Origin of the sequence: Kluyvera sichuanensis, assembly GCF_014218705.1 — a bacterium.
Lineage (GTDB): Bacteria > Pseudomonadota > Gammaproteobacteria > Enterobacterales > Enterobacteriaceae > Kluyvera > Kluyvera sichuanensis.
This window is the reverse complement of the sequence record NZ_JABBJF010000008.1, coordinates 55,683-77,672: the sequence shown is the minus strand read 5'-3', so window position 1 is coordinate 77,672 and position 21,990 is coordinate 55,683. Positions and strand designations below refer to the sequence as shown.

Below are 21,990 nucleotides of genomic sequence, written 5' to 3'. Positions count from 1 at the left end.
CGAGCGCCACAAACTTTCATTCTCGCTCCTCAATCGCCGCAGAAACAAACATGGGGAGTGAGAAAATAGCCCCTTTGGGGTAAAAGTTTTTGACGCAAATCAAGCGCTTGTCATTTAAGATTTCGCACTTTTCGCCCTTTCCCACAAAAATTCTTTAGAGATCAGATTCCTGCCGTTTTACCTGCTGCCAAACTTCTTCCATCACATCCAGATCCACACCGGTCATTTCCAGGCCACGCGCGGCGACAATCCGCTCAACTTCGCGGAAACGGCGCTCAAATTTTTCGTTCGCCTTCTGCAATGCGGTCTCTGCTTTTACCCCTAAATGGCGAGACAGGTTAACGGTGGCAAACAGCAGGTCGCCCACCTCTTCTTCCAGTTTAGCCTCGTCGACCACCGCCTGCCTGGCTTCGTCCATCACTTCGTCGATCTCTTCGTAAACTTTATCGAGCACCGGGCCAAGCGTGGTCCAGTCAAAACCAACCGCTGAGCAGCGTTTCTGGATTTTATGCGCCCGCATCAGCGCCGGGAAGGCACGTGGGATATCGTCCAGCGCGGAGTGCTGGGCTTTCTCTGCCCGTTCAGCGGTTTTGATTTTCTCCCAGCGGGTCAACACTTCCTGGCTGTTTTCAGCGCGGGCGTCGCCGAAAATGTGCGGGTGACGACGCTCCAGCTTGTCGCTGATAGCGGCACAAATATCATTGAAATCAAAGCGCCCCTCTTCTTGAGCCATCTGCGCGTAAAACACCACCTGGAACAGCAGGTCGCCCAGTTCGCCGCGCAGGTCGTCAAAGTCTTCGCGCGCAATGGCGTCGAGCACTTCGTATGTCTCTTCCAGCGTGTAAGGGGCGATGGTGCTGAACGTCTGCTCTTTATCCCACGGGCAGCCGTTTTCCGGGTCACGCAGGCGCTGCATGATGCCGAGCAGTCGGTCGATTTGAGTCATGATGATTCCTTGCAAAAAGAGAGAGTTACCCTCCCCCATTGGGAGAGGGTAAAAAGAACATTAACCGCCGTGCAGTCGACGGGCGTCGATCACGTCCGGCACCTGGTTCAGCTTGCCGAGCACACGGCCCAGCACCTGCAGGTTGTAGATTTCGATGGTCATGTCGATAGTCGCCATCTGCTGCTTGGTGTCGCTACGGCTGGCCACGCCCAGCACGTTCACCTTCTCGTTGGCGAGAATGGTGGTGATATCGCGCAGCAGGCCGCTGCGATCGTTGGCCTGAACGCGCACCACCAGCGAGTAGCCCGCCGAGTAGCTTTCGCCCCACACGGCATCAACGATGCGCTCCGGCGCGTGCGACTGCAGCTCCGCCAGCTGTTCGCAGTCCGCCCGGTGCACGGAAATCCCGCGCCCCTGGGTGATAAAGCCGACAATCTCGTCACCGGGAATAGGCTGACAGCAGCGCGCGATATGGTGCATCAGGTTACCGACACCTTCCACCACGACGCGACCGTTGTCTTTACTGCGGTTCTGCGGCGTATACGTCTTCTGCTGAAGCTGTTTCAGCGCGGCGGCGTCCTGCTCGGCGGCGCTCGGCTTATTGAACTGCGCCTGCAGGAAGTTCACCATCTGGTTGAGACGAATGTCACCGCCGCCGATGGCCGCCAACAGTTCTTCTACGTCGTTAAAGTTGTAACGCGGCAGCAGGTGCTTCTCGGCCTCCTTGAGGCTGATGCCCAGATGCTCCAGCTCGTCGTCGAGGATCTGCCGCCCGGCCAGCACGTTCTTGTCTTTGTCCTGTTTACGGAACCAGGCGTGGATTTTCGAACGTCCACGGCTGGTCGTTACGTAACCGAGGTTCGGGTTCAACCAGTCACGGCTCGGGTTTGGCTGCTTCTGGGTGATGATTTCAATCTGGTCGCCCATCTGCAACTGATAGGTGAACGGCACGATGCGCCCGCCAATCTTGGCGCCGATGCAGCGGTGACCGACGTCGCTATGAATATGGTAGGCAAAGTCCAGCGGCGTGGAGCCTGCCGGAAGGTCCACCACGTCGCCTTTTGGCGTAAACACATACACGCGGTCGTCGAAGACCTGGCTGCGCACTTCGTCGAGCATTTCGCCGGAGTCGGCCATCTCTTCCTGCCACGCAATCAGTTTACGCAGCCAGGCGATACGATCTTCGTGACCGGAACGCGGCCCGCTCGCCGTGCCAGTACCCTCTTTGTATTTCCAGTGCGCGGCAACGCCCAGCTCGGCGTCTTCGTGCATCTGCTTGGTACGAATCTGGATTTCAACCGTTTTGCCGCCCGGCCCTAATACCACCGTATGGATGGACTGGTAGCCGTTTGGTTTCGGGTTTGCGACGTAGTCGTCAAACTCATCTGGCAGGTGGCGATAGTGAGTGTGCACTATCCCCAGCGCGGCGTAGCAGTCCTGCAAACGCTCCGCGACGATACGCACCGCGCGCACGTCAAACAGCTCGTCAAAAGCGAGGTGCTTTTTCTGCATTTTGCGCCAGATGCTGTAGATGTGTTTCGGGCGACCGTACACTTCGGCCTTCACGCCTTCGGTCTTCATTTCGCTGCGCAGGTGGCCGACGAAATCGGAAATGTAGTGCTCGCGGTCAATACGGCGCTCGTGCAGCAGCTTCGCGATGCGCTTGTATTCCGCCGGGTGCAGGTAGCGGAAGCAGTAATCTTCCAGCTCCCATTTGAGCTGGCCGATGCCTAAGCGGTTAGCCAGCGGCGCATAGATGTTGGTACACTCTTTAGCCGCCAGCACGCGTTCGTCTTCCGGTGCGTCCTTCACTTCGCGCAGGTGGGCAATACGTTCGGCAAGCTTGATAACCACGCAGCGGAAATCATCCACCATCGCCAGCAGCATGCGGCGGACGTTATCCACCTGCTCGGAGGAGACCGCATCGGTATGGGTGGCTTTCAGTTGGCGAATAGCCGCCATGTCGCGCACGCCGTGAATCAGAGTCACGACGGATTGACCGGCGCTTTCGCTCAGCACTTCTTCACTGACAACGTTAGCGTCTACTAACGGAAACAGCAGCGCGGCTCTTAACGTGTCGTTATCCATACTCAGCGTAGAGAGGATTTCAACCATCTCCACGCCGCGCCACAGCATCAGCTCGGCGTCATCATGTCCCACGGTCTGGCGACGACAATAATCCCAGGTCTCGGCTAAGCGTTCACACGACTGCTGGCTGGAAATTCCCAGACTTGCGATCCATTTTTGTGGGTCAAATTCACCAGCTTTATTGAGATGTGCACTTCTTACCGCAACCATTGTCCTCTCCTTTCAGGGACCGGCCTGTCGAAGTCGACAAGCCACCGTTATTACCTACGCTCAAACAGCACCATAGATTCCTGGTGCCCAGTGTGCGGGAACATATCAAGCATTGCCATACGCTGAATTTGGTACCCCGCATTCAACAACGCCTCGCTATCGCGCGCCAGCGTTGCCGGATTGCAGGAAACGTATACCACCCGCGTTGGCGCTAATTTTATAACATGCTGCATCACGCCCGGTGCGCCAGCACGGGCGGGATCGAGTAAAACCTTGTCAAAACCATGCTTAGCCCACGCCTGAAGCGTGACATCCTCTTCCAGATTCTCGTGGAAGAAGGTGACATTCTCCAGGTGGTTCAGCGCGGCATTTTCTCGCCCTTTCGCCACCAGCGCCGGGACGCCTTCAACGCCGACGACGCTTTGCGCGCGGGTGGCCAGCGGCAGGGTAAAGTTCCCCATTCCGCAGAACAGATCGAGTACACGGTCGGTTGACTGTACATCGAGCCACGACAACGCCGTTGCAACCATCTGCTGATTCACACCGTCGTTTACCTGAATAAAATCGCGCGGGCTGAAGGTTAAGCGTAGCCCGTCTGACGAATACCAGGGCTCCTCGCCGGTCACGCGTTCAAGTATCTCGCTTTCCGGCGCCAGATAAAGCGCAACGCCGGAAGAATGCGAAAAGCGTTCCAGTTTTTCTTTATCTTCATCCGAGAGCGCCGCCGTATGACGCAGCACCATCAGCGGACCGTTGTCGGCACTGACCAGTTCAACGTGTCCGAGCTGGCGTTTTCCCTTCAGGCTCTCCAGACATTCCCGTACACCGGGCAACAGCGCCTCAAGATTGGGCACCAAAACGGGGCACTGCACCACTTCAACAATATCGTTCGAATTCGCTTTGCGAAAACCCATCTGCAATTTTTGGGTTTTAGGTTGATAATTCACACTCAACCGCGCCCGGCGGCGGTATCCCCAGGGTTCGCCCGAGATAACGTCATCGACGTCGTGTTTCATTAACCGGTTCAACGCCTCGCGTTTGCTGCGCTGTTGTAGTGCAACGGCAGCATGCTGCTGCTGGCAACCGCCGCAGACGCCGAAATGGGGGCAACGCGGGGTTTCACGCTCGGAACTGGTGGTCAGACGGCGTTTTACCTGCCCGCGCGCGTACTGTTTTTTATCTTCCGTCAGGGTCACTTCCGCGCTTTCATCTGGCAATAAGCCATTGATGAATAATGCTTTACCGTTGTGGCGCGCCACACCTTGCCCGAAGGGATCAAGACTGCTCACTGTCACGGTTATGATCTGGCGCGTCGTCACGCGCCGTTTTGCAGAGTAGAATTGCGCCATCGTAGAGATTGTTCTCAATCAAAAATATTGCCCTGATTCTCCCACAACGGACCTCCATGACCAACTACAGCCTGCGTGCAAGAATGATGATTTTGATCCTGGCGCCAACCGTACTTATCGGTTTACTGCTCAGTATCTTCTTCGTCGTACACCGCTATAACGACCTGCAGCGTCAGCTGGAAGACGCCGGTGCCAGCATTATTGAACCGCTCGCCGTCTCCAGTGAATATGGTATGAACTTGCAAAATCGCGAGTCGATCGGCCAATTGATCAGCGTGCTGCATCGTCGCCATTCCGATATTGTGCGCGCCATTTCCGTATACGATGAACACAACAAGCTGTTCGTCACCTCTAACTATCAGTTGGACCCCAGCGAGCTGCAGCTGCCGCGCGGCACGGCGTTTCCCCGAAGGCTAAGCGTCACGCGGCTTGGCGATATCATGATTCTACGTACGCCGATTATCTCCGAGCACTACTCGCCGGACGAGTCGCCGCAGTCGGATGCCAAAACACCGATCAACATGCTGGGCTATGTGGCGCTAGAGCTGGACCTTAAATCGGTGCGGCTCCAGCAGTACAAAGAGATTTTCATCTCCAGCGTGATGATGCTGTTCTGTATCGGTATTGCGCTGATCTTCGGCTGGCGGCTGATGCAGGACGTCACGGGGCCAATTCGCAATATGGTCAATACCGTTGACCGCATCCGACGAGGGCAACTCGATAGCCGCGTTGAAGGCTTTATGCTCGGCGAGCTGGATATGTTGAAAAACGGCATCAATTCGATGGCCATGTCGCTGGCCGCCTATCATGAGGAGATGCAGCATAACGTCGACCAGGCCACCTCGGATCTGCGGGAAACGCTTGAGCAAATGGAGATCCAGAACGTGGAGCTGGATCTGGCGAAAAAGCGCGCGCAGGAAGCCGCGCGCATCAAGTCCGAGTTCCTTGCCAACATGTCGCACGAGCTGCGTACGCCGCTTAACGGGGTGATCGGCTTTACCCGCCTGACGCTCAAAACCGAGCTAAACCCAACCCAGCGCGACCACCTCAACACCATCGAGCGTTCGGCCAACAACCTGCTGGCGATCATCAACGACGTGCTCGACTTCTCGAAGCTGGAAGCCGGTAAGCTGCTGCTGGAAAGTATTCCCTTCCCGCTGCGGAACTCTCTTGATGAAGTGGTCACCCTGCTGGCGCATTCGGCCCACGATAAAGGGCTGGAGCTGACGCTCAATATTAAGAACGACGTGCCGGATAACGTCATCGGCGACCCGCTGCGTCTGCAACAGGTGATCACCAACCTGGTGGGTAACGCCATCAAGTTTACCGAAAACGGTAACATTGATGTGCTGGTTGAGCAGCGCGCCGTCAGCAATAACAAGGTGCAGATTGAAGTGCAGATCCGCGATACCGGGATTGGTATTCCAGAGCGCGATCAGTCTCGTCTGTTCCAGGCCTTCCGCCAGGCGGATGCCAGTATCTCCCGACGCCACGGCGGCACCGGGCTGGGGCTGGTTATCACCCAGAAACTGGTGCGCGAGATGGGCGGTGATATCTCCTTCCACAGCCAGCCAAACCGCGGTTCGACCTTCTGGTTTAACATCAACCTCGATCTGAACCCGAACGTCATCTCCGATGGCCCGGATACCAGCAGCCTGAAGGGCAAACGCATTGCCTACGTGGAGGCTAACGCCGCCGCGGCGCAGGCCACGCTGGATATGCTCGCCTCTACGCCGCTAGAGGTGGTCTACGCCGTCAGCATCGCTGCGCTCCCGGCAGAGTTTTACGACATTCTGCTGGTTGCCGTGCCGGTCTCCGTTCGCGACCTGACTATTCACCGCGAGAAGCTGAGCATGGCGCTGAATATGACCGATCACCTGGTGCTGGCGCTGCCGTGCCACGCGCAGGTTGATGCTGAAGCGCTGAAGAAGGACGGGGCATCAGCCTGTCTGTTGAAACCGCTGACCATTACCCGGCTGATGCCGGTGCTGCTGGAGTTTAGCCTCAGCACATCTTCTCAGATTGCCGTTCCGCATACCGAACATCGCCTGCCGATGACGGTCATGGCGGTGGACGATAACCCGGCCAACCTGAAGCTGATTGGCGCACTGTTAGACGATCAGGTGCAGCACGTGGAGCTTTGCGAAAGCGGCCACCAGGCCGTTGAGTGCGCCAAACAGATGAAGTTCGATCTGATTCTGATGGATATTCAGATGCCGGACATCGACGGCATTCGCGCCTGCGAACTGATTCGCCAGCTTCCGCACCAGCAGCAAACGCCGGTGATTGCCGTCACCGCTCACGCCCTTGCCGGACAGCGCGAGAAGCTGCTGACCGCCGGTATGAACGACTATCTGGCGAAGCCGATTGAAGAGAACCGGCTGCACGATTTACTGCTGCGCTATAAGCCCGGCGTGAATGTGGTGCCTCGCCCGATGCACACCGACCCGATTGAACCACCGGTCGACCTCAACGCGACGCTGGACTGGCAGCTGGCGCTGCGCCAGGCTGCCTATAAGCCTGACCTGGCGCGCGAGATGTTGCAGATGCTGATCGCCTTCCTGCCGGAAGTGCGTAACAAAGTGGAAGAGCAGCTCGTGGGCGAGCAGCCGGAAAATCTGGTTGATGCCATTCATAAACTGCACGGTAGCTGCGGCTACAGCGGCGTTCCGCGTCTCAAGCATTTGTGTCATCTGATTGAGAGCCAGCTGCGTAGCGGCACGGCGGCGGAAGAGCTGGAGCCGGAACTGCTGGAGCTGTTAGATGAGATGGACAATGTGACTCGGGAAACCCGGAAGATATTGGGATAGGTGCCGATCCCGGCGGCGCTTCGCTTGGCCGGGCTACATTTGATTGGTAGCCCGGGCGAGCGCAAGCGACCCCGGGGAAACCTACAGCGCCTGCCCTAGCTTAATGACCGCCGCAATATTCCGCGCTGCCATTCTCACATTCTCACCCGCCTCCGACAGTGCCTCCTCCAGCGTGCAAATGCGATACATCACACTGAACACCGCATCAATCCCATGCTGATGCACCACACCGACGTCCGGCGTCAGGCTGCCAGCAATGCCAATCACCGGGATACCGTAGCGCTTAGCCACCTTCGCCACGCCCACCGGCACTTTGCCGTGAATAGTCTGGCTATCCATCCGCCCTTCACCGGTAATCACCAGACTGGCATCCGCCACCAGCGCATCAAGATGCAGCGCCTCGGTGACAATCTCAATGCCGGGCCGCAGCGTTGCGCCGCAAAATGCGTACAACGCCGCCCCCATTCCCCCCGCCGCGCCACCGCCCTCAAGCGTCAATACATCGCGGCCTAAATCCCGCTGAATACACGCCGCATAGTGCGCCAGCGCCCGATCCAGGAACGCGACCATCTCCGGCGTCGCCCCTTTTTGCGGCCCAAACACCGCTGATGCCCCTTCTGCGCCGGTCAATGGGTTCGTGACATCGCAGGCAACATCAATCTGACAGCCCGACAGCCGGCTATCCAGCCCGCTGATATCAATACCTGCCAGCGCCTCCAGCCCGGCGCCTCCCGGAGGAATCGGCTGTCCGTCCGCTGCCAACAGCGTTGCCCCCAGCGCCTGCACCATCCCCGCGCCGCCGTCATTAGTGGCACTGCCACCAAGGCCAATAATAATCCGGCTCACGGCATGGTCCAGCGCGTGGCGAATGAGCTCTCCCGTTCCCCAGGAGGTGGTTTTTAGCGGATTACGCTTTGCGATAGGCACGCTTTCCAGCCCGCTTGCCGCAGCCATTTCAATAAACGCACATTGCCCATCGCCGGAAATACCGAAGAAGCCTGGCACGGGAGAACCCAACGGGCCGGTCACCTCAACCTCAAGCACTCGCCCCTGCGTTGCCGCCACCATCGCTTCTACCGTCCCCTCGCCACCGTCGGCAACGGGCAGCTTGCAGTATTCAGCATCGGGAAACACTTCGCGAAAGCCATCCTCTATCGCACAGGCAACATCGAGCGCACTCAGGCTTTCTTTGTAGGAGTCAGGGGCAATCACAATCTTCATGGGCTGTCCTTATGCGAATTTGTGGCTGGGTTCTGCATACTCCAGCAGAGTCGGCGGTAAGCTTAGCGCACCATGCACGGGCGTTTGTTATCAAATGTCCAGTTTGGGATCAGATACTGCATTCCCATTGCATCATCACGCGCGCCAAGACCATGCTTTTTGTACAGCGCGTTAGCCTTCATCACCTGGTCCATATCCAGCTCAACACCCAGACCCGGTTTGTTCGGTACCTGCACCATACCGCCTTTGATTTCAAACGGTTCTTTGGTCAGGCGCTGATTACCTTCCTGCCAGATCCAGTGGGTGTCAATCGCCGTAATTTTCCCCGGTGCGGCGGCCGCCACGTGGGTGAACATCGCCAGCGAAATATCAAAGTGGTTATTGGAGTGCGATCCCCAGGTCAAGCCGAACTCATGGCACATCTGCGCTACGCGCACCGAGCCCTGCATGGTCCAGAAATGCGGGTCCGCCAGCGGAATATCCACCGATTGCAACGCCAGCGTATGGCCCATCTGACGCCAGTCGGTGGCAATCATGTTGGTCGCCGTCGGCAGCCCCGTCGCACGGCGGAATTCGGCCATTATTTCGCGCCCGGAGAAGCCCTGCTCCGCCCCGCACGGATCTTCGGCGTAGGCGAGCGTTCCCTTAAGGTATTTGCCAATCTTAATCGCTTCGTCCAGCGACCATGCCCCGTTCGGGTCTAGCGTCACGCGCGCCTGCGGGAAACGTTTTGCCAGCGCGACAATAGACTCCGCTTCCTCTTCGCCTGCCAGCACGCCGCCTTTCAGTTTAAAGTCGTTGAAGCCGTACTTTTCATACGCCGCTTCCGCCAGACACACCACCGCATCCGGAGTCATCGCTTCGTCATGGCGTAGCCGATACCAGTCACATTTCTCGTCCGGCTGGCTTTGATATGGCAGCGGAGTTGCGTGGCGGTTCCCGATAAAGAACAGGTAGCCCAACATTTCGACTTCACTACGCTGCTGCCCTTCCCCCAGCAGCGATGCCACGTTCACGCCCAAATATTGGCCTAACAGATCCAGCATCGCCGCTTCGATACCGGTCACCACGTGAATAGTGGTACGCAGGTCAAAGGTTTGCAGGCCGCGGCCGGTAGCATCACGGTCGGCGAAGGTGTTGCGCACGGCGTTCAGTACGTTTTTGTACTCGCCCAACGTTTTCCCCACTACCAGCGGAATGGCATCTTCAAGCGTCAGGCGGATCTTCTCACCGCCGGGGATCTCTCCTACGCCCGTATGACCCGCGTTATCTTTGATAACCACAATATTGCGAGTAAAGAACGGCGCATGAGCGCCGCTCAGGTTCATTAGCATACTGTCGTGCCCGGCAACCGGGATAACCTGCATAGACGTCACTACGGGCGTGGAAGCGTGAATCGACATGGTTCAATCCTTGTTAACAATAGCGATAGCGAGAATGGCGCATAGCATTGTGCCTCTCGCTATCCATAAGATGGGATGACTTAACGCAGTATAGGAAGCGGCGAGCGGCAGCTCATCGTGCATATGCACAATTTTATTGGGGGATATTATGAGATGATATGGCTAATGTACAAATAGCAGCCGGTACGACAATATCGTACCGGTGCCTGAAGCAAAGCGTTTATTTCAGCAGCGTTGCCCACTGCTCCACCCACGGATTGGAGATGCTCTCCGGCTCGGGGTCTTCAGACGCATCAATCATCAGCATGTCGCCGATGCGCTGTGCGCCCTGCTCCTGCAACAGTGCGTCAAACCGCTTACCGCCGCCGCAGAAATTAGCGTAGGTGCTATCACCCAGCGCAATAATGCCGTAGCGCAGGTGGGGCTGATACATATCCTGCAGATCGTTAAACAGCGGCACGATGCTATCAGGCAAATCGCCCTGACCGGTGGTGGACGTCACCACCAGCACATACTTCCCGGTATAGCTTTCCCAATCGGAGACCATCGGGTCTTCAAACACCTTCGCCTGATGGCCAAGACCGCTCAGAATGGTTTCCGCTTCCTCGGCCACCAACAGCGAATTGCCGTACATGGTGCCGACAAAAATCCCTACTTCAGCCATGATTTAACTCCCTGTTTACTTCTCGATAGCTTCATCCTGACCGGAGTCGGCAACAAACTCAACCCTTTCATTCTCGGGGAGAAGCCCGCGCCAGCCGAAATGTGATAGCGCCTGCATCCAGACGTCATCCAGCCCGGCGCGAATGGTCAGTGGCTCGCCGGTAAAGGGGTGGGTTAATGAGAGCTGGCTGGCATGTAGCATCAGGCGATGGCAGCCAAAATGCTCTGCGGCGCTGCGGTTCTGGCGCAGGTCGCCGTGCTTGCTGTCGCCAAGAATCGGGTGACGAAGATGCGCCAGATGGCGACGCAACTGATGCTTACGGCCGGTTTTCGGCTCTAGCTCCACCAGCCCGTAGCGGGTGGTCGGGTAGCGCCCGGTGGCGACCGGCATTTCCACCGTCGCCAGACCGCGATAGTGAGTTACCGCTGGCTGCGGGTCTTTATTTTCGCGGGCGAACTTATCGGCGATTTTATCGAGCTCTTCCACCAAGGGATAGTCGAGCACCGCTTCATCCGTCAGCCAACCGCGTACGATGGCGTGATAGCGTTTCTGCATCTGGTGCTGTTCGAACTGCTGCGACAGCAGGCGGCCTGCTTCGCTAGAGAGCCCCATCAGCAGTACGCCGGAGGTTGGGCGGTCGAGGCGATGGGCGGTGAAGACGTGCTGACCAATCTGGTCACGCACCGTTTGCATCACCACCACTTTTTCATCACGGTCGAGCCAGCTACGGTGAACCAGCCAACCGGAGGGCTTATTCACCGCCACCAGCCACTCATCCTGGTAAATAATTTCCAGCATCAGTGCGCATCGCTCACGAAGAAGGCGTCCAGCTGTTCCAGCGGCGGCAGAATGATCGCGCGCAGCGGATGGGCTGCATCCAGCGCCATTTCATAATAGGGGGCGATAGCAAACCCGGTTGGCAGCGGCATGCCGCCATCGAGAAGTTGGTGCATGCGCGGAATCAGCACCCATTGCAGCCACTCTAGCGGCTCCAGCGTATCCATACAGAACGGCTGGTCGCTTGCAAATGCGCTCTCATGCGGTGCCGTCTCCTGCCAGTGTTCATGCTGACGCAGCAGGTTTTCAATAAGCAGTAGTTGGTCGCGTAAGTTGTCGTGGCGTGTCATGGGAACCTCAGAGGAAACAAAATCGGGCGCAGGATATCACTAGTTGGCGGGAAACAAAAAAAGGGAGCACTGTAAAAACAGTGCTCCCGGTTCGTTTCGCAGCAATCCAGCTACTTTTGGTGCTCCCTGCTCGTCCGTGACAACTTTTCCTGTGGTCTCCTGACCATGTTCATCCATAAACGGTTGCATCCTGCATCACACCACCCCGATGTGATTTCACCCAATCCGTGAGTGTATCCTGATCTTCCTGATCCACCAGATATCCTGTCTGGCTCTCATTCTCCGTCCTGGAGGTGTCCTTTAACGCGTACCTGCGTTATCCTCTTGCTTCATCCTGAAGCCTTTCCTTGAATCACCTTCCCGGTGTGTCCTATGAAGCGTCATCATCCTGATGTTCACTTCATTGTGCGACTCCCTGTCGACGTAGATAGAATCCGCTATTCCGCCCCGTCTTACAAGTGCCTCTCAGGCAAACACTTAAGGCTTACATCAGAGATTAAGCCTGTAGGATTCATTTATCTTATTGATATACAACGAAATGACTAAACAAATGGGATGAGTGTCTTACTTATGTTCTGGCGATCTCTCACAGGGCGTGTAAGAGATCTCTCACAAGGTGATGGGCGAATTGTCTTACAGGAGAGGCTCGAGTTGAGTCAGGAAACTCGCAAGGGAGGAGGCAAGAGGCAGACGATTACGGGTTCCGAGCGTCTCTTTGACCACTTCACCGGTCACGTTGCACACGGAAATCACGTCCAGTTCGCTGTCCAGCGTCGCGATAAAAATCGTCGGCGAAAGCTTCAGGCGCTTTTGCGTGACCAGGTGACCAATCAGGTTTTCCTGCACGCGACGGAAATCGTCGGGGCTCCACACCTGCAGCAGCGTCAGGGATTCGCCCATGAACATCGCGTGCATATCACCCGCATACTGAGTGGTATAATAGGTGTGAATGGGTTGTTGTACCACAATCTCCATTGCGCGTTCAACGCCATTTACATTCTGCTCGCCGTCAAACGGTTGAGGCTGCCAGAGCACCTCATCATCGGTCGTTGAGACCTGGCACGGGGACGGAATGCCGTAAAGTTCCTCGCTGCGCGGCAGGCTGTTGTGCTCACGCTGCCAGGCATCGCAATAGCGTTGGGTGAAAGCGTGTAATGCGTCTGCGGTCTGCTGATCCACGAATTTCTCTCTTCTGGTTAGCTAAGATACACTAGAAACAATAGTGTACCTGCTTTGTAACGGTGAAACATGTCTTCTTATGAGAACCATCAGGCGCTGTCTGGCCTGACCCTGGGTAAAACCACAGATTATCGCGATACCTACGATGCCTCTCTGCTTCAGGGCGTACCGCGCAGCTTAAACCGCGACCCGCTGGGGCTGCACGCTGATACCCTGCCATTCCACGGCGCGGATATCTGGACGCTGTATGAACTCTCCTGGCTTAACGCCAAAGGGCTGCCGCAGGTCGCGGTGGGCCACGTCGAACTGAGCCACGCGACGGTCAATCTGGTGGAGTCCAAAAGCTTCAAACTGTACCTCAATAGCTTCAACCAGACGCGCTTTGATAGCTGGGAAGCGGTACAGCAGACGCTGGAGCGCGATCTGAGCGCCTGCGCACAGGGTGTGGTGACCGTCGCGCTGTATCGTATCGATGAGCTGGAAGGCCAGCCTATTGCCCACTTCCACGGTAGCTGCATCGACAATCAGGATATCGAGATTGAGAGCTACGAATTCAACGCCGACTATCTCGACGGCGCGGCAGGAGACAACGTGGTACAGGAGACGCTGGTCAGCCATTTGCTGAAGTCCAACTGCCTGATCACCCATCAGCCAGACTGGGGCTCCGTGCAGATCCAATACCGTGGCCGGCAAATCGACCGCGAGAAGCTGCTGCGTTACCTGGTATCGTTCCGTCATCACAACGAATTCCACGAGCAGTGTGTTGAACGTATCTTCAATGACATTCTGCGTTTCTGCGCGCCGGAAAGCCTGAGCGTATACGCCCGCTACACCCGTCGCGGCGGTCTGGATATCAACCCATGGCGCTCAAACGGCGAGTTTGTCCCGGCTATTGGACGACTGGTACGTCAGTAAGCTTAACAAAATCTCAATTTTGCGCGCTTTGTTCCGCGCTGAGGTTGTAGTAAACGGGCCAGCGAGGCTATTGTAATCATCAAGGAAGACGATTTTCGTCCCGTAAGGAGTTCACTTGATTACACATATTAGCCCGCTTGGCTCAATGGATATGTTGTCGCAGCTGGAAGTTGACATGCTTAAACGCACGGCCAGCAGCGACCTGTATCAATTGTTCCGCAACTGTTCCCTGGCCGTACTGAACTCAGGTAGCCTGACCGATAACAGCAAAGAGCTGCTATCCCGTTTTGAAAGCTTCGACATTAACGTGCTGCGCCGCGAACGCGGCGTGAAGCTTGAACTGATTAATCCCCCGGAAGATGCCTTCGTTGATGGGCGGATCATACGCTCGCTGCAGGCTAACCTGTTTGCCGTCCTGCGCGATATTCTGTTTGTCTACGGGCAAATCCATAACACCGTCCGCTTCCCGAATCTCGATCTGGAAAGCTCGACCCACATTACCAACCTGGTCTTCTCTATTCTGCGTAACGCCCGCGCGCTGCACGTCGGGGAAGCACCTAGCATGGTGGTGTGCTGGGGCGGTCACTCCATTAATGAAAACGAATACCTGTACGCTCGTCGCGTCGGTAACCAGCTTGGTCTGCGTGAACTAAACATCTGCACCGGCTGCGGCCCAGGCGCGATGGAAGCACCAATGAAAGGCGCCGCGGTGGGTCACGCACAGCAGCGCTATAAAGAAGGCCGTTTTATCGGCATGACCGAACCGTCGATTATTGCCGCTGAGCCGCCTAACCCGCTGGTGAACGAACTGATCATCATGCCGGATATCGAAAAGCGTCTGGAAGCCTTTGTCCGTATCGCCCACGGCATCATTATCTTCCCTGGCGGCGTTGGTACGGCGGAAGAGCTGCTGTACCTGCTGGGCATTCTGATGAACCCAGCGAACAAAGACCAGGTGCTGCCGCTTATCCTCACCGGCCCGAAAGAGAGCGCCGACTACTTCCGCGTGCTGGACGATTTTGTCGTGCATACGCTGGGTGAAGGTGCCCGCCGTCATTACAAAATCATCATTGATGATGAAGTCGAAGTGGCGCGTCAGATGAAGAAAGCGATGCCGCTGGTGAAAGAGAACCGCCGTGATACCGGCGATGCTTACAGCTTCAACTGGTCGATTCGCATTGCACCAGACCTGCAAATGCCGTTCGAGCCGTCGCACGAAAACATGGCTAGCCTGAAGCTCTATCCAGACCAGCCGGTTGAAGTGCTGGCCGCCGACCTGCGTCGCGCCTTCTCCGGCATCGTGGCGGGTAACGTGAAGGAAGTCGGCATTCGCGCTATCGAAGAGTTTGGGCCGTACAAGATCCACGGTGATAAAGAGATGATGCGCCGCATGGACGAACTGCTGCAGGGCTTCGTGGCCCAGCACCGCATGAAACTGCCAGGCTCTGCCTATATTCCGTGCTACGAAATCTGCGCCTGAGTCTGACCTCAGCGTAATTCACTCCCCATCCGGCGGTCTTTTCCGCCGGAATTTCTCCCAAAACAGCCCGCTTAGCTCCACCTATTCATTCACAGCCAATCGTTTGCGTGCATTATCCAACCACATATTATTAGCAATAATTATGATTGAGCGCTAAAAAACGCCATTTTCACCATTTTTATCAGCGAAAACATCGCATTTACCCCCTCAACCATTTACCACACATACTGCGAATGGTAGCCTTCGCGACCATTAATTTCTGCATATATTGCAATTACAGTAAAAACGCCTGCAATAACCCACACTAAAAGTGGATTATTACATTTGCGATCATGATCACTGATACATTTACCAGTTAAATGTACATTTGCGCTCGTCTAAAACGGTATCGGGTAAAAATCACAAAAAAGCCGATACTTATAAAATTTAATCTTGGTTTTAACGTTATTTTTATTTTATTTGACTAAAAAATTAGCATTTTCCTTCCTCCAGGAGATACAGATGGAAAACACTCAAACCAGCACTATCGTCACAGCAGAATCTGCTAGCGGATGGCGCAAAACAGATACAATGTGGATGCTGGGTCTTTACGGCACCGCAATCGGTGCAGGCGTTCTGTTCCTGCCAATCAACGCCGGCGTTGGTGGCATGATCCCGCTGATCATCATGGCTATCCTTGCTTTCCCGATGACCTTCTTCGCACACCGCGGTCTGACTCGCTTCGTGCTGTCCGGTAAAAACCCGGGCGAAGACATCACTGAAGTGGTTGAAGAGCACTTTGGTATCGGCGCAGGTAAACTGATTACCCTGCTCTACTTCTTCGCTATCTACCCAATCCTGCTGGTTTACAGCGTGGCAATCACCAACACCGTCGAGAGCTTCCTGGCTCACCAGCTACACATCACGCCGCCGCCGCGCGCGCTGCTGTCGCTGATTCTGATCGTCGGTATGATGACCATCGTTCGCTTCGGTGAGCAGATGATTGTTAAAGCGATGAGCATCCTGGTGTTCCCGTTTGTCGCCGCCCTGATGGTGCTGGCTCTGTACCTGATCCCACAGTGGAGCGGTGCAGCGCTGGAAACCCTGTCCTTCAGCAGCGCAGCCTCTACCGGCAACGGCCTGTGGATGACCCTGTGGCTGGCAATCCCGGTAATGGTGTTCTCCTTCAACCACTCACCAATCATCTCCTCCTTCGCGGTCGCGAAGCGTGAAGAATACGGCCAGGGTGCAGAGAAAAAATGCTCCTCTATTCTGGCTCGTGCCCACGTGATGATGGTACTGACCGTGATGTTCTTCGTCTTCAGCTGCGTACTGAGCCTGTCCCCAGCGGACCTGGCGGCGGCAAAAGAGCAGAACATCTCCATCCTGTCTTACCTGGCGAACCACTTTAACGCGCCGGTTATCGCCTGGATGGCACCGATTATCGCGATTATCGCTATCACCAAATCCTTCCTGGGCCACTACCTGGGCGCACGTGAAGGCTTTAACGGTATGGTTATTAAGTCTCTGCGTAGCAAAGGCAAAACCATCGAAATCAACAAACTGAACAAAATCACTGCGCTGTTCATGCTGATTACCACCTGGATCGTGGCAACCATGAACCCAAGCATCCTGGGGATGATTGAAACCCTGGGCGGCCCAATCATCGCGATGATTCTGTTCCTGATGCCGATGTATGCTATCCAGAAAGTACCGGCAATGCGTAAGTACAGCGGTCACATCAGCAACGTCTTCGTTGTCCTGATGGGTCTCATCGCTATCTCCGCTATCTCCTACTCTCTGTTTAGTTAATCACCCTGCGCCGTCCCTTGGGGCGGCGCTCTTCAATACCATAGGGACGCCTCATGATTAGCGTATTCGATATTTTCAAAATCGGCATTGGTCCTTCCAGCTCACACACCGTTGGGCCAATGAAAGCAGGCAAACAGTTCACGGACGACTTGATTGCGCGTGGGATCCTCAATGATATTACTCGCGTAGTCGTCGATGTTTACGGCTCACTCTCTCTGACCGGTAAAGGTCACCATACGGATATCGCCATCATTATGGGTCTGGCAGGAAATCTGCCTGATACGGTCGATATCGAGTCTATCCCGGCGTTTATCCAGGATGTGAACACCCACGGTCGCCTGATGCTTGCTAACGGTCAGCACGAAGTGGAATTCCCGGTTGACCAGTGCATGAACTTCCATGCCGACAACCTCTCCCTGCATGAAAACGGCATGCGTATCACCGCACTGGCGGGCGATAACGCCGTTTACAGCAAAACCTATTATTCCATCGGCGGTGGTTTTATCGTCGATGAAGAGCACTTCGGTCAGCAGACTGAAGCGCCGGTGGCCGTACCTTACCCGTACAAAAACGCCGCCGACCTGCAGCGTCACTGCAACGAAACCGGGCTGTCACTCTCTGGCCTGATGATGAAAAACGAACTCACGCTGCACAGCAAAGAAGAGCTGGAAAAGCACTTCGCTGACGTCTGGGCAGTGATGAAGGGCGGTATCGAACACGGCACCACCACTGAAGGCGTCCTGCCGGGCAAACTGCGCGTTCCGCGCCGTGCCGCAGCGCTGCGCCGCATGCTGGTGAGCCAGGATAAAATCAGCAGTGACCCAATGGCGGTGGTGGACTGGATCAACATGTTCGCGCTGGCCGTTAACGAAGAAAACGCCGCCGGTGGCCGCGTCGTGACGGCGCCAACCAACGGCGCTTGCGGGATTGTTCCTGCAGTGCTGGCGTACTACGACAAGTTTATCCGTGAAGTGAACGCTAACTCGCTGGCACGCTACATGCTGGTCGCGAGCGCAATTGGCTCACTGTACAAGATGAACGCCTCTATCTCCGGCGCTGAAGTGGGCTGCCAGGGTGAAGTGGGCGTGGCCTGTTCAATGGCGGCTGCCGGTCTGGCTGAACTGCTGGGCGCAAGCCCTGCGCAGGTGTGCATCGCCGCGGAAATCGGCATGGAACATAACCTCGGTCTGACCTGCGACCCGGTCGCTGGCCAGGTTCAGGTACCGTGCATTGAGCGTAACGCCATTGCCTCGGTGAAAGCGGTAAACGCCGCACGTATGGCGCTGCGCCGTACCAGTGAGCCGCGCGTGTGCCTCGATAAGGTTATCGAGACCATGTACGAAACCGGTAAAGACATGAACGCCAAGTATCGCGAAACCTCTCGCGGTGGCCTGGCGATGAAAGTGGTTGCCTGCGACTAACGTCATCCCCCCAGAGGCCTCGTGCAGTTTTGCGAGGCCTCTTCCCGTTTTATCCCTCGCCAATAGCCTCACTGTGCCGTGAATGTTACCCTTACCGCTCGAATTGTTAGGGAGAACACCTGTGGCCGTCCATTTGCTGATTGTTGATGCACTCAACCTGATACGCCGTATTCATGCCGTTCAGGGTTCCCCCTGTGTGGAAACCTGCCAGCATGCGCTGGATCTGCTGATTGCCCATAGCCAGCCGACTCATGCGGTGGCGGTGTTTGACGATGAGGCACGCAATAGCGGCTGGCGACACCAGCGTCTTCCTGACTACAAGGCGGGCCGCCCGCCGATGCCAGACGATCTGCATGCCGAGATGCCCGCACTCCGCGCCGCCTTCGAGCTACGCGGGGTTCGCTGCTGGGTCTCCAGCGGTAACGAGGCCGACGATTTAGCGGCAACGCTGGCGGTAAAAGTCGCTGGCGCGGGCCATCAAGCCACCATCGTCTCCACCGATAAAGGTTACTGCCAACTGCTCTCGCCAAACCTGCGCATTCGCGACTATTTTCAAAAACGCTGGCTCGACGTGCCGTTTATCGAAAACGAATTTGGCGTCCAGCCGCATCAACTGCCGGACTACTGGGGGCTGGCGGGCATCAGCAGCTCGAAGGTGCCGGGTGTGGTGGGCATTGGCCCGAAGAGCGCCACCCAGCTGTTAACGCAGTTTCCCACGCTGGAAGCGCTGTATGAACATCTGGATGAGGTGCCGGAGAAGTGGCGCAAGAAGCTGGTAGAACATCGGGATATGGCATTTTTATGCCGCGATATCGCACGACTGCAGACGGATTTGCATATTGATGGGAATTTGCAGCAGCTAAGGCTGAATAGATAACACCGCCCTGAAGACGGTGCTGAACCCGGCGTCGCTGCGCTCGGCCGGGCTACAATCCTTAACGCTCGTCGCGACGGCCACCGACAGCGGCCCACAGACGACGCACGTGAACGGTTACCTCTTCGCGGTCATGGTACAGCTGACGCGCCTGAATCTGGGCGTTAATCCCGTTCTCATCAAGCCTTGCCTGGATGTGCGCCAGGTTCTGCGACAGCTCTTCATAGCGCTTTTTCATCGGCAGCTTGAGGTTGAAGATGGTCTCACGGCACCAGCCATTTACCAGCCAATCGGCCATCAGAGACGCCACTTTCGCTGGCTTCTCAACCATGTCGCACACCATCCACGAGATGTTGCTACGGGTTGGGCGATAGCGGAAACCATCTTCGCGCAGCCAGGTCACCTGACCGGTATCCATCAGGCTCTGCGCCATTGGGCCGTTATCCACGGAGGAGACCCACATGTTGCGCTTCACCAGCTGATAGGTCCAGCCACCAGGGCAAGCCCCGAGATCGACCGCGTACATGCCGTTCGCCAGACGCTCGTCCCACTCGTCGGCAGGGATAAAGACGTGGAACGCCTCTTCAAGCTTCAGAGTTGAGCGGCTTGGGGCATCGGCCGGGAACTTCAGGCGCGGAATCCCCATGTAGAACGGCGAGTTGTTGTTGCTATAGGAGTACCCGGTATAGCAACAGCCTGGCGCGATAAAGAACACGTGTACCACCGGACGCTTGGCGGTCTCGTACGGCGCCAGCACGTTGGCTTCGCGCAGCGCAGCGCGCAGCGGCACGGTGAATTTGCGGCAGAACTTCATCAGCTCTTTGCTTTCGTTGGTGTCTGCTACTTCAACGCGCAGATCGCCACCTTTCTCCACCACGCCCTGCAGCATGCCGACAACCGGGGTCACGCGGTCTTCGGCCGGTAAATCTTTCAGCAGTTCGCCCACCACAATCATCTGACGCGCAAACACCAGCGAGCTAAACGGCAGCTCGCGCGCCAGTTTGTCGGCATCCCCTTCCTGATAGCATTCGAAAATCACATAGCCGGAGTTATCTTTAACGCGCGCAAAGCCAAACACTTCGCGGCGACCGGCTTTATCGGTAATTTCCGCAGCACACTCTTTCTCAAACCCAGGGCGGCAATACAGCACAACCTTATTCATGAACAACACCCTTACGCTTAAGTCGAATCGCACCAATCAACATCAAAACCCAACCGGCGAGGAAGCTGACGCCGCCCACCGGGGTAACATACGCCCACAGGCGTAAATGGGAGAGCGCGAGGCAGTACAGGCTACCGCTGAACATCACGGTGCCCAGCGCCAGAAACACGCTGCTCCAGTAGAACCAGATACTAATGCGGCGCTGCATCGCCACCGCCAGTCCGAAAATCGCCAGAGTGTGGAACGCCTGATACTCCAGGCCGGTCTGGATCCAGCCCATTTCCACAACGCCCAACGATTTACTCAGCACATGCGCGCCAAACGCGCCCAGTGCAACAAAGATAAAGCCGCTGATAGCGGCAAAAATCAGCATAAAACGGCTGGTCATGGTATTACCCTAAATTCATTTATTGTTCGTAACGGAAACGGAACGTTTCTTGTTCATGGGCCGCTTTCGCCAGTATCCACTGTCGAAAGGCCGCTATTTTACCCAGTTCAGCCTGACTGTCATGACAAACCAGATAAAACGCATTCTTACTGACCAGAACATCATTAAACGGGCAAACCAGACGGCCTGCCTCAATTTCAGACTGCGCCATCACGTTGTTCGCGAGCGCAACCCCCTGTCCGTGGATGGCAGCCTGTAGCACCATGGCGCTATGGCTGAAGATCGGTCCCTGTTGTACGTTGATATGGGTGAGCCCCAGCTGGCGCGTATACGTTTGCCAGTCGCGGCGGGAAGCATCGTGCAGCAGCGTGTGTTTAGCGAGATCGGCAGGCGTCTTTAACGCTTTCTCGCCGGTCAGCAGCAGTGGGGAACAGACGGGGAGCAGATACTCAGCGTACAGTTTTTCCACGCGTAGCCCCGGCCAGTTGCCGCGACCATAAAAAATCGCCACATCTACGTCGTCCGCAAGCTTATCTTCCTGGCGGTCTACAGCCTGGATTCTGACATCAATTCCCGGATAAGCTGAGTTAAAGCTTGAGAGACGCGGCACCAGCCACTGAATCGCAAAACTGGGCAATAAACTGACGGTTAACGCCCCTTTCGCGCTTCGTGCCTGTAGTTTACGCGTTGCCTCTGTTAATTGCGAAAAGATCTCTTTGATATCCTGAAAATAGCTCTGCCCTTCTTCGGTCAGAAGCAGAGAACGATTGCGCCGCCGGAACAGCTTCAGCCCCAGAAAATCCTCAAGAGACTTGATTTGGTGGCTTACTGCGGCCTGCGTCACAAAAAGCTCATCGGCCGCGCGCGTGAAGCTTAAATGGCGTGCGGCTGCATCAAATACACGTAATGCATTAAGAGGTGGCAAACGCTTTGACATGGTCCCAGAACTCAATTGTTAACTG

Annotated in this window: 18 protein-coding genes; 6 read left to right on the top strand and 12 right to left on the bottom strand. The window is 56.1% G+C overall.

Annotated elements, in window-relative coordinates; translation table 11 throughout:
* Positions 1–154: 154 nt before the first annotated feature.
* The 3 genes from mazG to rlmD are packed head-to-tail and all read right to left on the bottom strand — an operon-like array spanning position 155 to position 4,593.
* Positions 155–946, bottom strand: a complete 792-nt coding sequence (mazG, locus tag HII27_RS11330) for a nucleoside triphosphate pyrophosphohydrolase (RefSeq protein WP_185668000.1) — start codon at positions 944–946, stop codon at positions 155–157.
* A gap of 60 nt (positions 947–1,006) precedes the next feature.
* Entirely contained in the window at positions 1,007–3,244 is a 2,238-nt protein-coding gene (gene relA / locus HII27_RS11325; protein ID WP_185667999.1) for a GTP diphosphokinase, read from the bottom strand.
* 50 nt (positions 3,245–3,294) lie between these two features.
* Positions 3,295–4,593 carry a 23S rRNA (uracil(1939)-C(5))-methyltransferase RlmD gene (rlmD, locus tag HII27_RS11320; RefSeq protein ID WP_185667998.1) on the bottom strand — a complete coding sequence of 433 codons (1,299 nt, stop codon included), beginning with the start codon at positions 4,591–4,593 and terminating at the stop codon, positions 3,295–3,297.
* A 56-nt stretch (positions 4,594–4,649) separates the two neighbouring features.
* Here rlmD and barA point away from each other — a divergent pair, with 56 nt between their 5' ends.
* Positions 4,650–7,403 carry a two-component sensor histidine kinase BarA gene (gene barA / locus HII27_RS11315; protein ID WP_185667997.1) on the top strand — a complete coding sequence of 918 codons (2,754 nt, stop codon included), beginning with the start codon at positions 4,650–4,652 and terminating at the stop codon, positions 7,401–7,403.
* A gap of 81 nt (positions 7,404–7,484) precedes the next feature.
* Here the strand turns inward: barA and HII27_RS11310 are convergent, their stop codons facing one another.
* From HII27_RS11310 to syd, 6 genes are all read right to left on the bottom strand, one after another.
* Positions 7,485–8,624 carry a glycerate kinase gene (locus tag HII27_RS11310; protein WP_185667996.1) on the bottom strand — a complete coding sequence of 380 codons (1,140 nt, stop codon included), beginning with the start codon at positions 8,622–8,624 and terminating at the stop codon, positions 7,485–7,487.
* 62 nt (positions 8,625–8,686) lie between these two features.
* Positions 8,687–10,027 carry a glucarate dehydratase gene (gudD, locus tag HII27_RS11305; protein ID WP_185667995.1) on the bottom strand — a complete coding sequence of 447 codons (1,341 nt, stop codon included), beginning with the start codon at positions 10,025–10,027 and terminating at the stop codon, positions 8,687–8,689.
* 220 nt (positions 10,028–10,247) lie between these two features.
* Positions 10,248–10,691 (bottom strand): flavodoxin, encoded by a 444-nt coding sequence (locus tag HII27_RS11300; protein WP_185667994.1) that lies wholly within the window; start codon positions 10,689–10,691, stop codon positions 10,248–10,250.
* Between the two features lie 15 nt (positions 10,692–10,706).
* Positions 10,707–11,489 carry a tRNA pseudouridine(65) synthase TruC gene (gene truC, locus HII27_RS11295; RefSeq protein ID WP_185667993.1) on the bottom strand — a complete coding sequence of 261 codons (783 nt, stop codon included), beginning with the start codon at positions 11,487–11,489 and terminating at the stop codon, positions 10,707–10,709.
* Entirely contained in the window at positions 11,489–11,818 is a 330-nt protein-coding gene (locus tag HII27_RS11290) for a YqcC family protein (protein WP_185667992.1), read from the bottom strand. The genes truC and HII27_RS11290 overlap by 1 nt, the downstream gene beginning before the upstream one ends.
* A gap of 633 nt (positions 11,819–12,451) precedes the next feature.
* Positions 12,452–12,997 carry a SecY-interacting protein gene (gene syd, locus HII27_RS11285; RefSeq protein WP_185667991.1) on the bottom strand — a complete coding sequence of 182 codons (546 nt, stop codon included), beginning with the start codon at positions 12,995–12,997 and terminating at the stop codon, positions 12,452–12,454.
* Positions 12,998–13,066: 69 nt separating this feature from the next.
* On the opposite strand from syd, the gene queF reads away from it, so the two are divergent.
* The 5 genes from queF (at position 13,067) to xni (ending at position 19,481) form a co-directional block, all read left to right on the top strand.
* Entirely contained in the window at positions 13,067–13,912 is an 846-nt protein-coding gene (gene queF, locus HII27_RS11280) for an NADPH-dependent 7-cyano-7-deazaguanine reductase QueF (protein ID WP_185667990.1), read from the top strand.
* A gap of 115 nt (positions 13,913–14,027) precedes the next feature.
* The gene (gene ppnN / locus HII27_RS11275; protein WP_035892831.1) at positions 14,028–15,392 is read left to right on the top strand and encodes a nucleotide 5'-monophosphate nucleosidase PpnN; all 1,365 of its coding nucleotides are present in this window, start codon (positions 14,028–14,030) and stop codon (positions 15,390–15,392) included.
* A gap of 501 nt (positions 15,393–15,893) precedes the next feature.
* Complete coding sequence (locus HII27_RS11270) at positions 15,894–17,183, top strand: HAAAP family serine/threonine permease (protein ID WP_185667989.1); 1,290 nt, start codon at positions 15,894–15,896, stop codon at positions 17,181–17,183.
* Positions 17,184–17,236: 53 nt separating this feature from the next.
* Positions 17,237–18,604: an L-serine ammonia-lyase gene (locus HII27_RS11265; protein ID WP_185667988.1), complete on the top strand. Its 1,368-nt coding sequence runs from the start codon at positions 17,237–17,239 to the stop codon at positions 18,602–18,604.
* A 121-nt stretch (positions 18,605–18,725) separates the two neighbouring features.
* Complete coding sequence (xni, locus tag HII27_RS11260; protein ID WP_185667987.1) at positions 18,726–19,481, top strand: flap endonuclease Xni; 756 nt, start codon at positions 18,726–18,728, stop codon at positions 19,479–19,481.
* Between the two features lie 58 nt (positions 19,482–19,539).
* Here xni and rlmM read toward each other — a convergent pair whose 3' ends face one another.
* From rlmM to gcvA, 3 genes are read right to left on the bottom strand one after another with little or no spacing between them, the layout of a single operon-like run.
* Entirely contained in the window at positions 19,540–20,640 is a 1,101-nt protein-coding gene (gene rlmM, locus HII27_RS11255) for a 23S rRNA (cytidine(2498)-2'-O)-methyltransferase RlmM (protein ID WP_185667986.1), read from the bottom strand.
* Positions 20,633–21,028, bottom strand: coding sequence for a DUF423 domain-containing protein (locus HII27_RS11250; RefSeq protein WP_123650616.1), 396 nt, complete (start codon positions 21,026–21,028; stop codon positions 20,633–20,635). The genes rlmM and HII27_RS11250 overlap by 8 nt, the downstream gene beginning before the upstream one ends.
* A gap of 19 nt (positions 21,029–21,047) precedes the next feature.
* A complete protein-coding gene (gene gcvA / locus HII27_RS11245; RefSeq protein WP_185667985.1) occupies positions 21,048–21,965 on the bottom strand; it encodes a glycine cleavage system transcriptional regulator GcvA in 918 nt (305 codons plus the stop codon).
* Positions 21,966–21,990 lie beyond the last annotated feature (25 nt).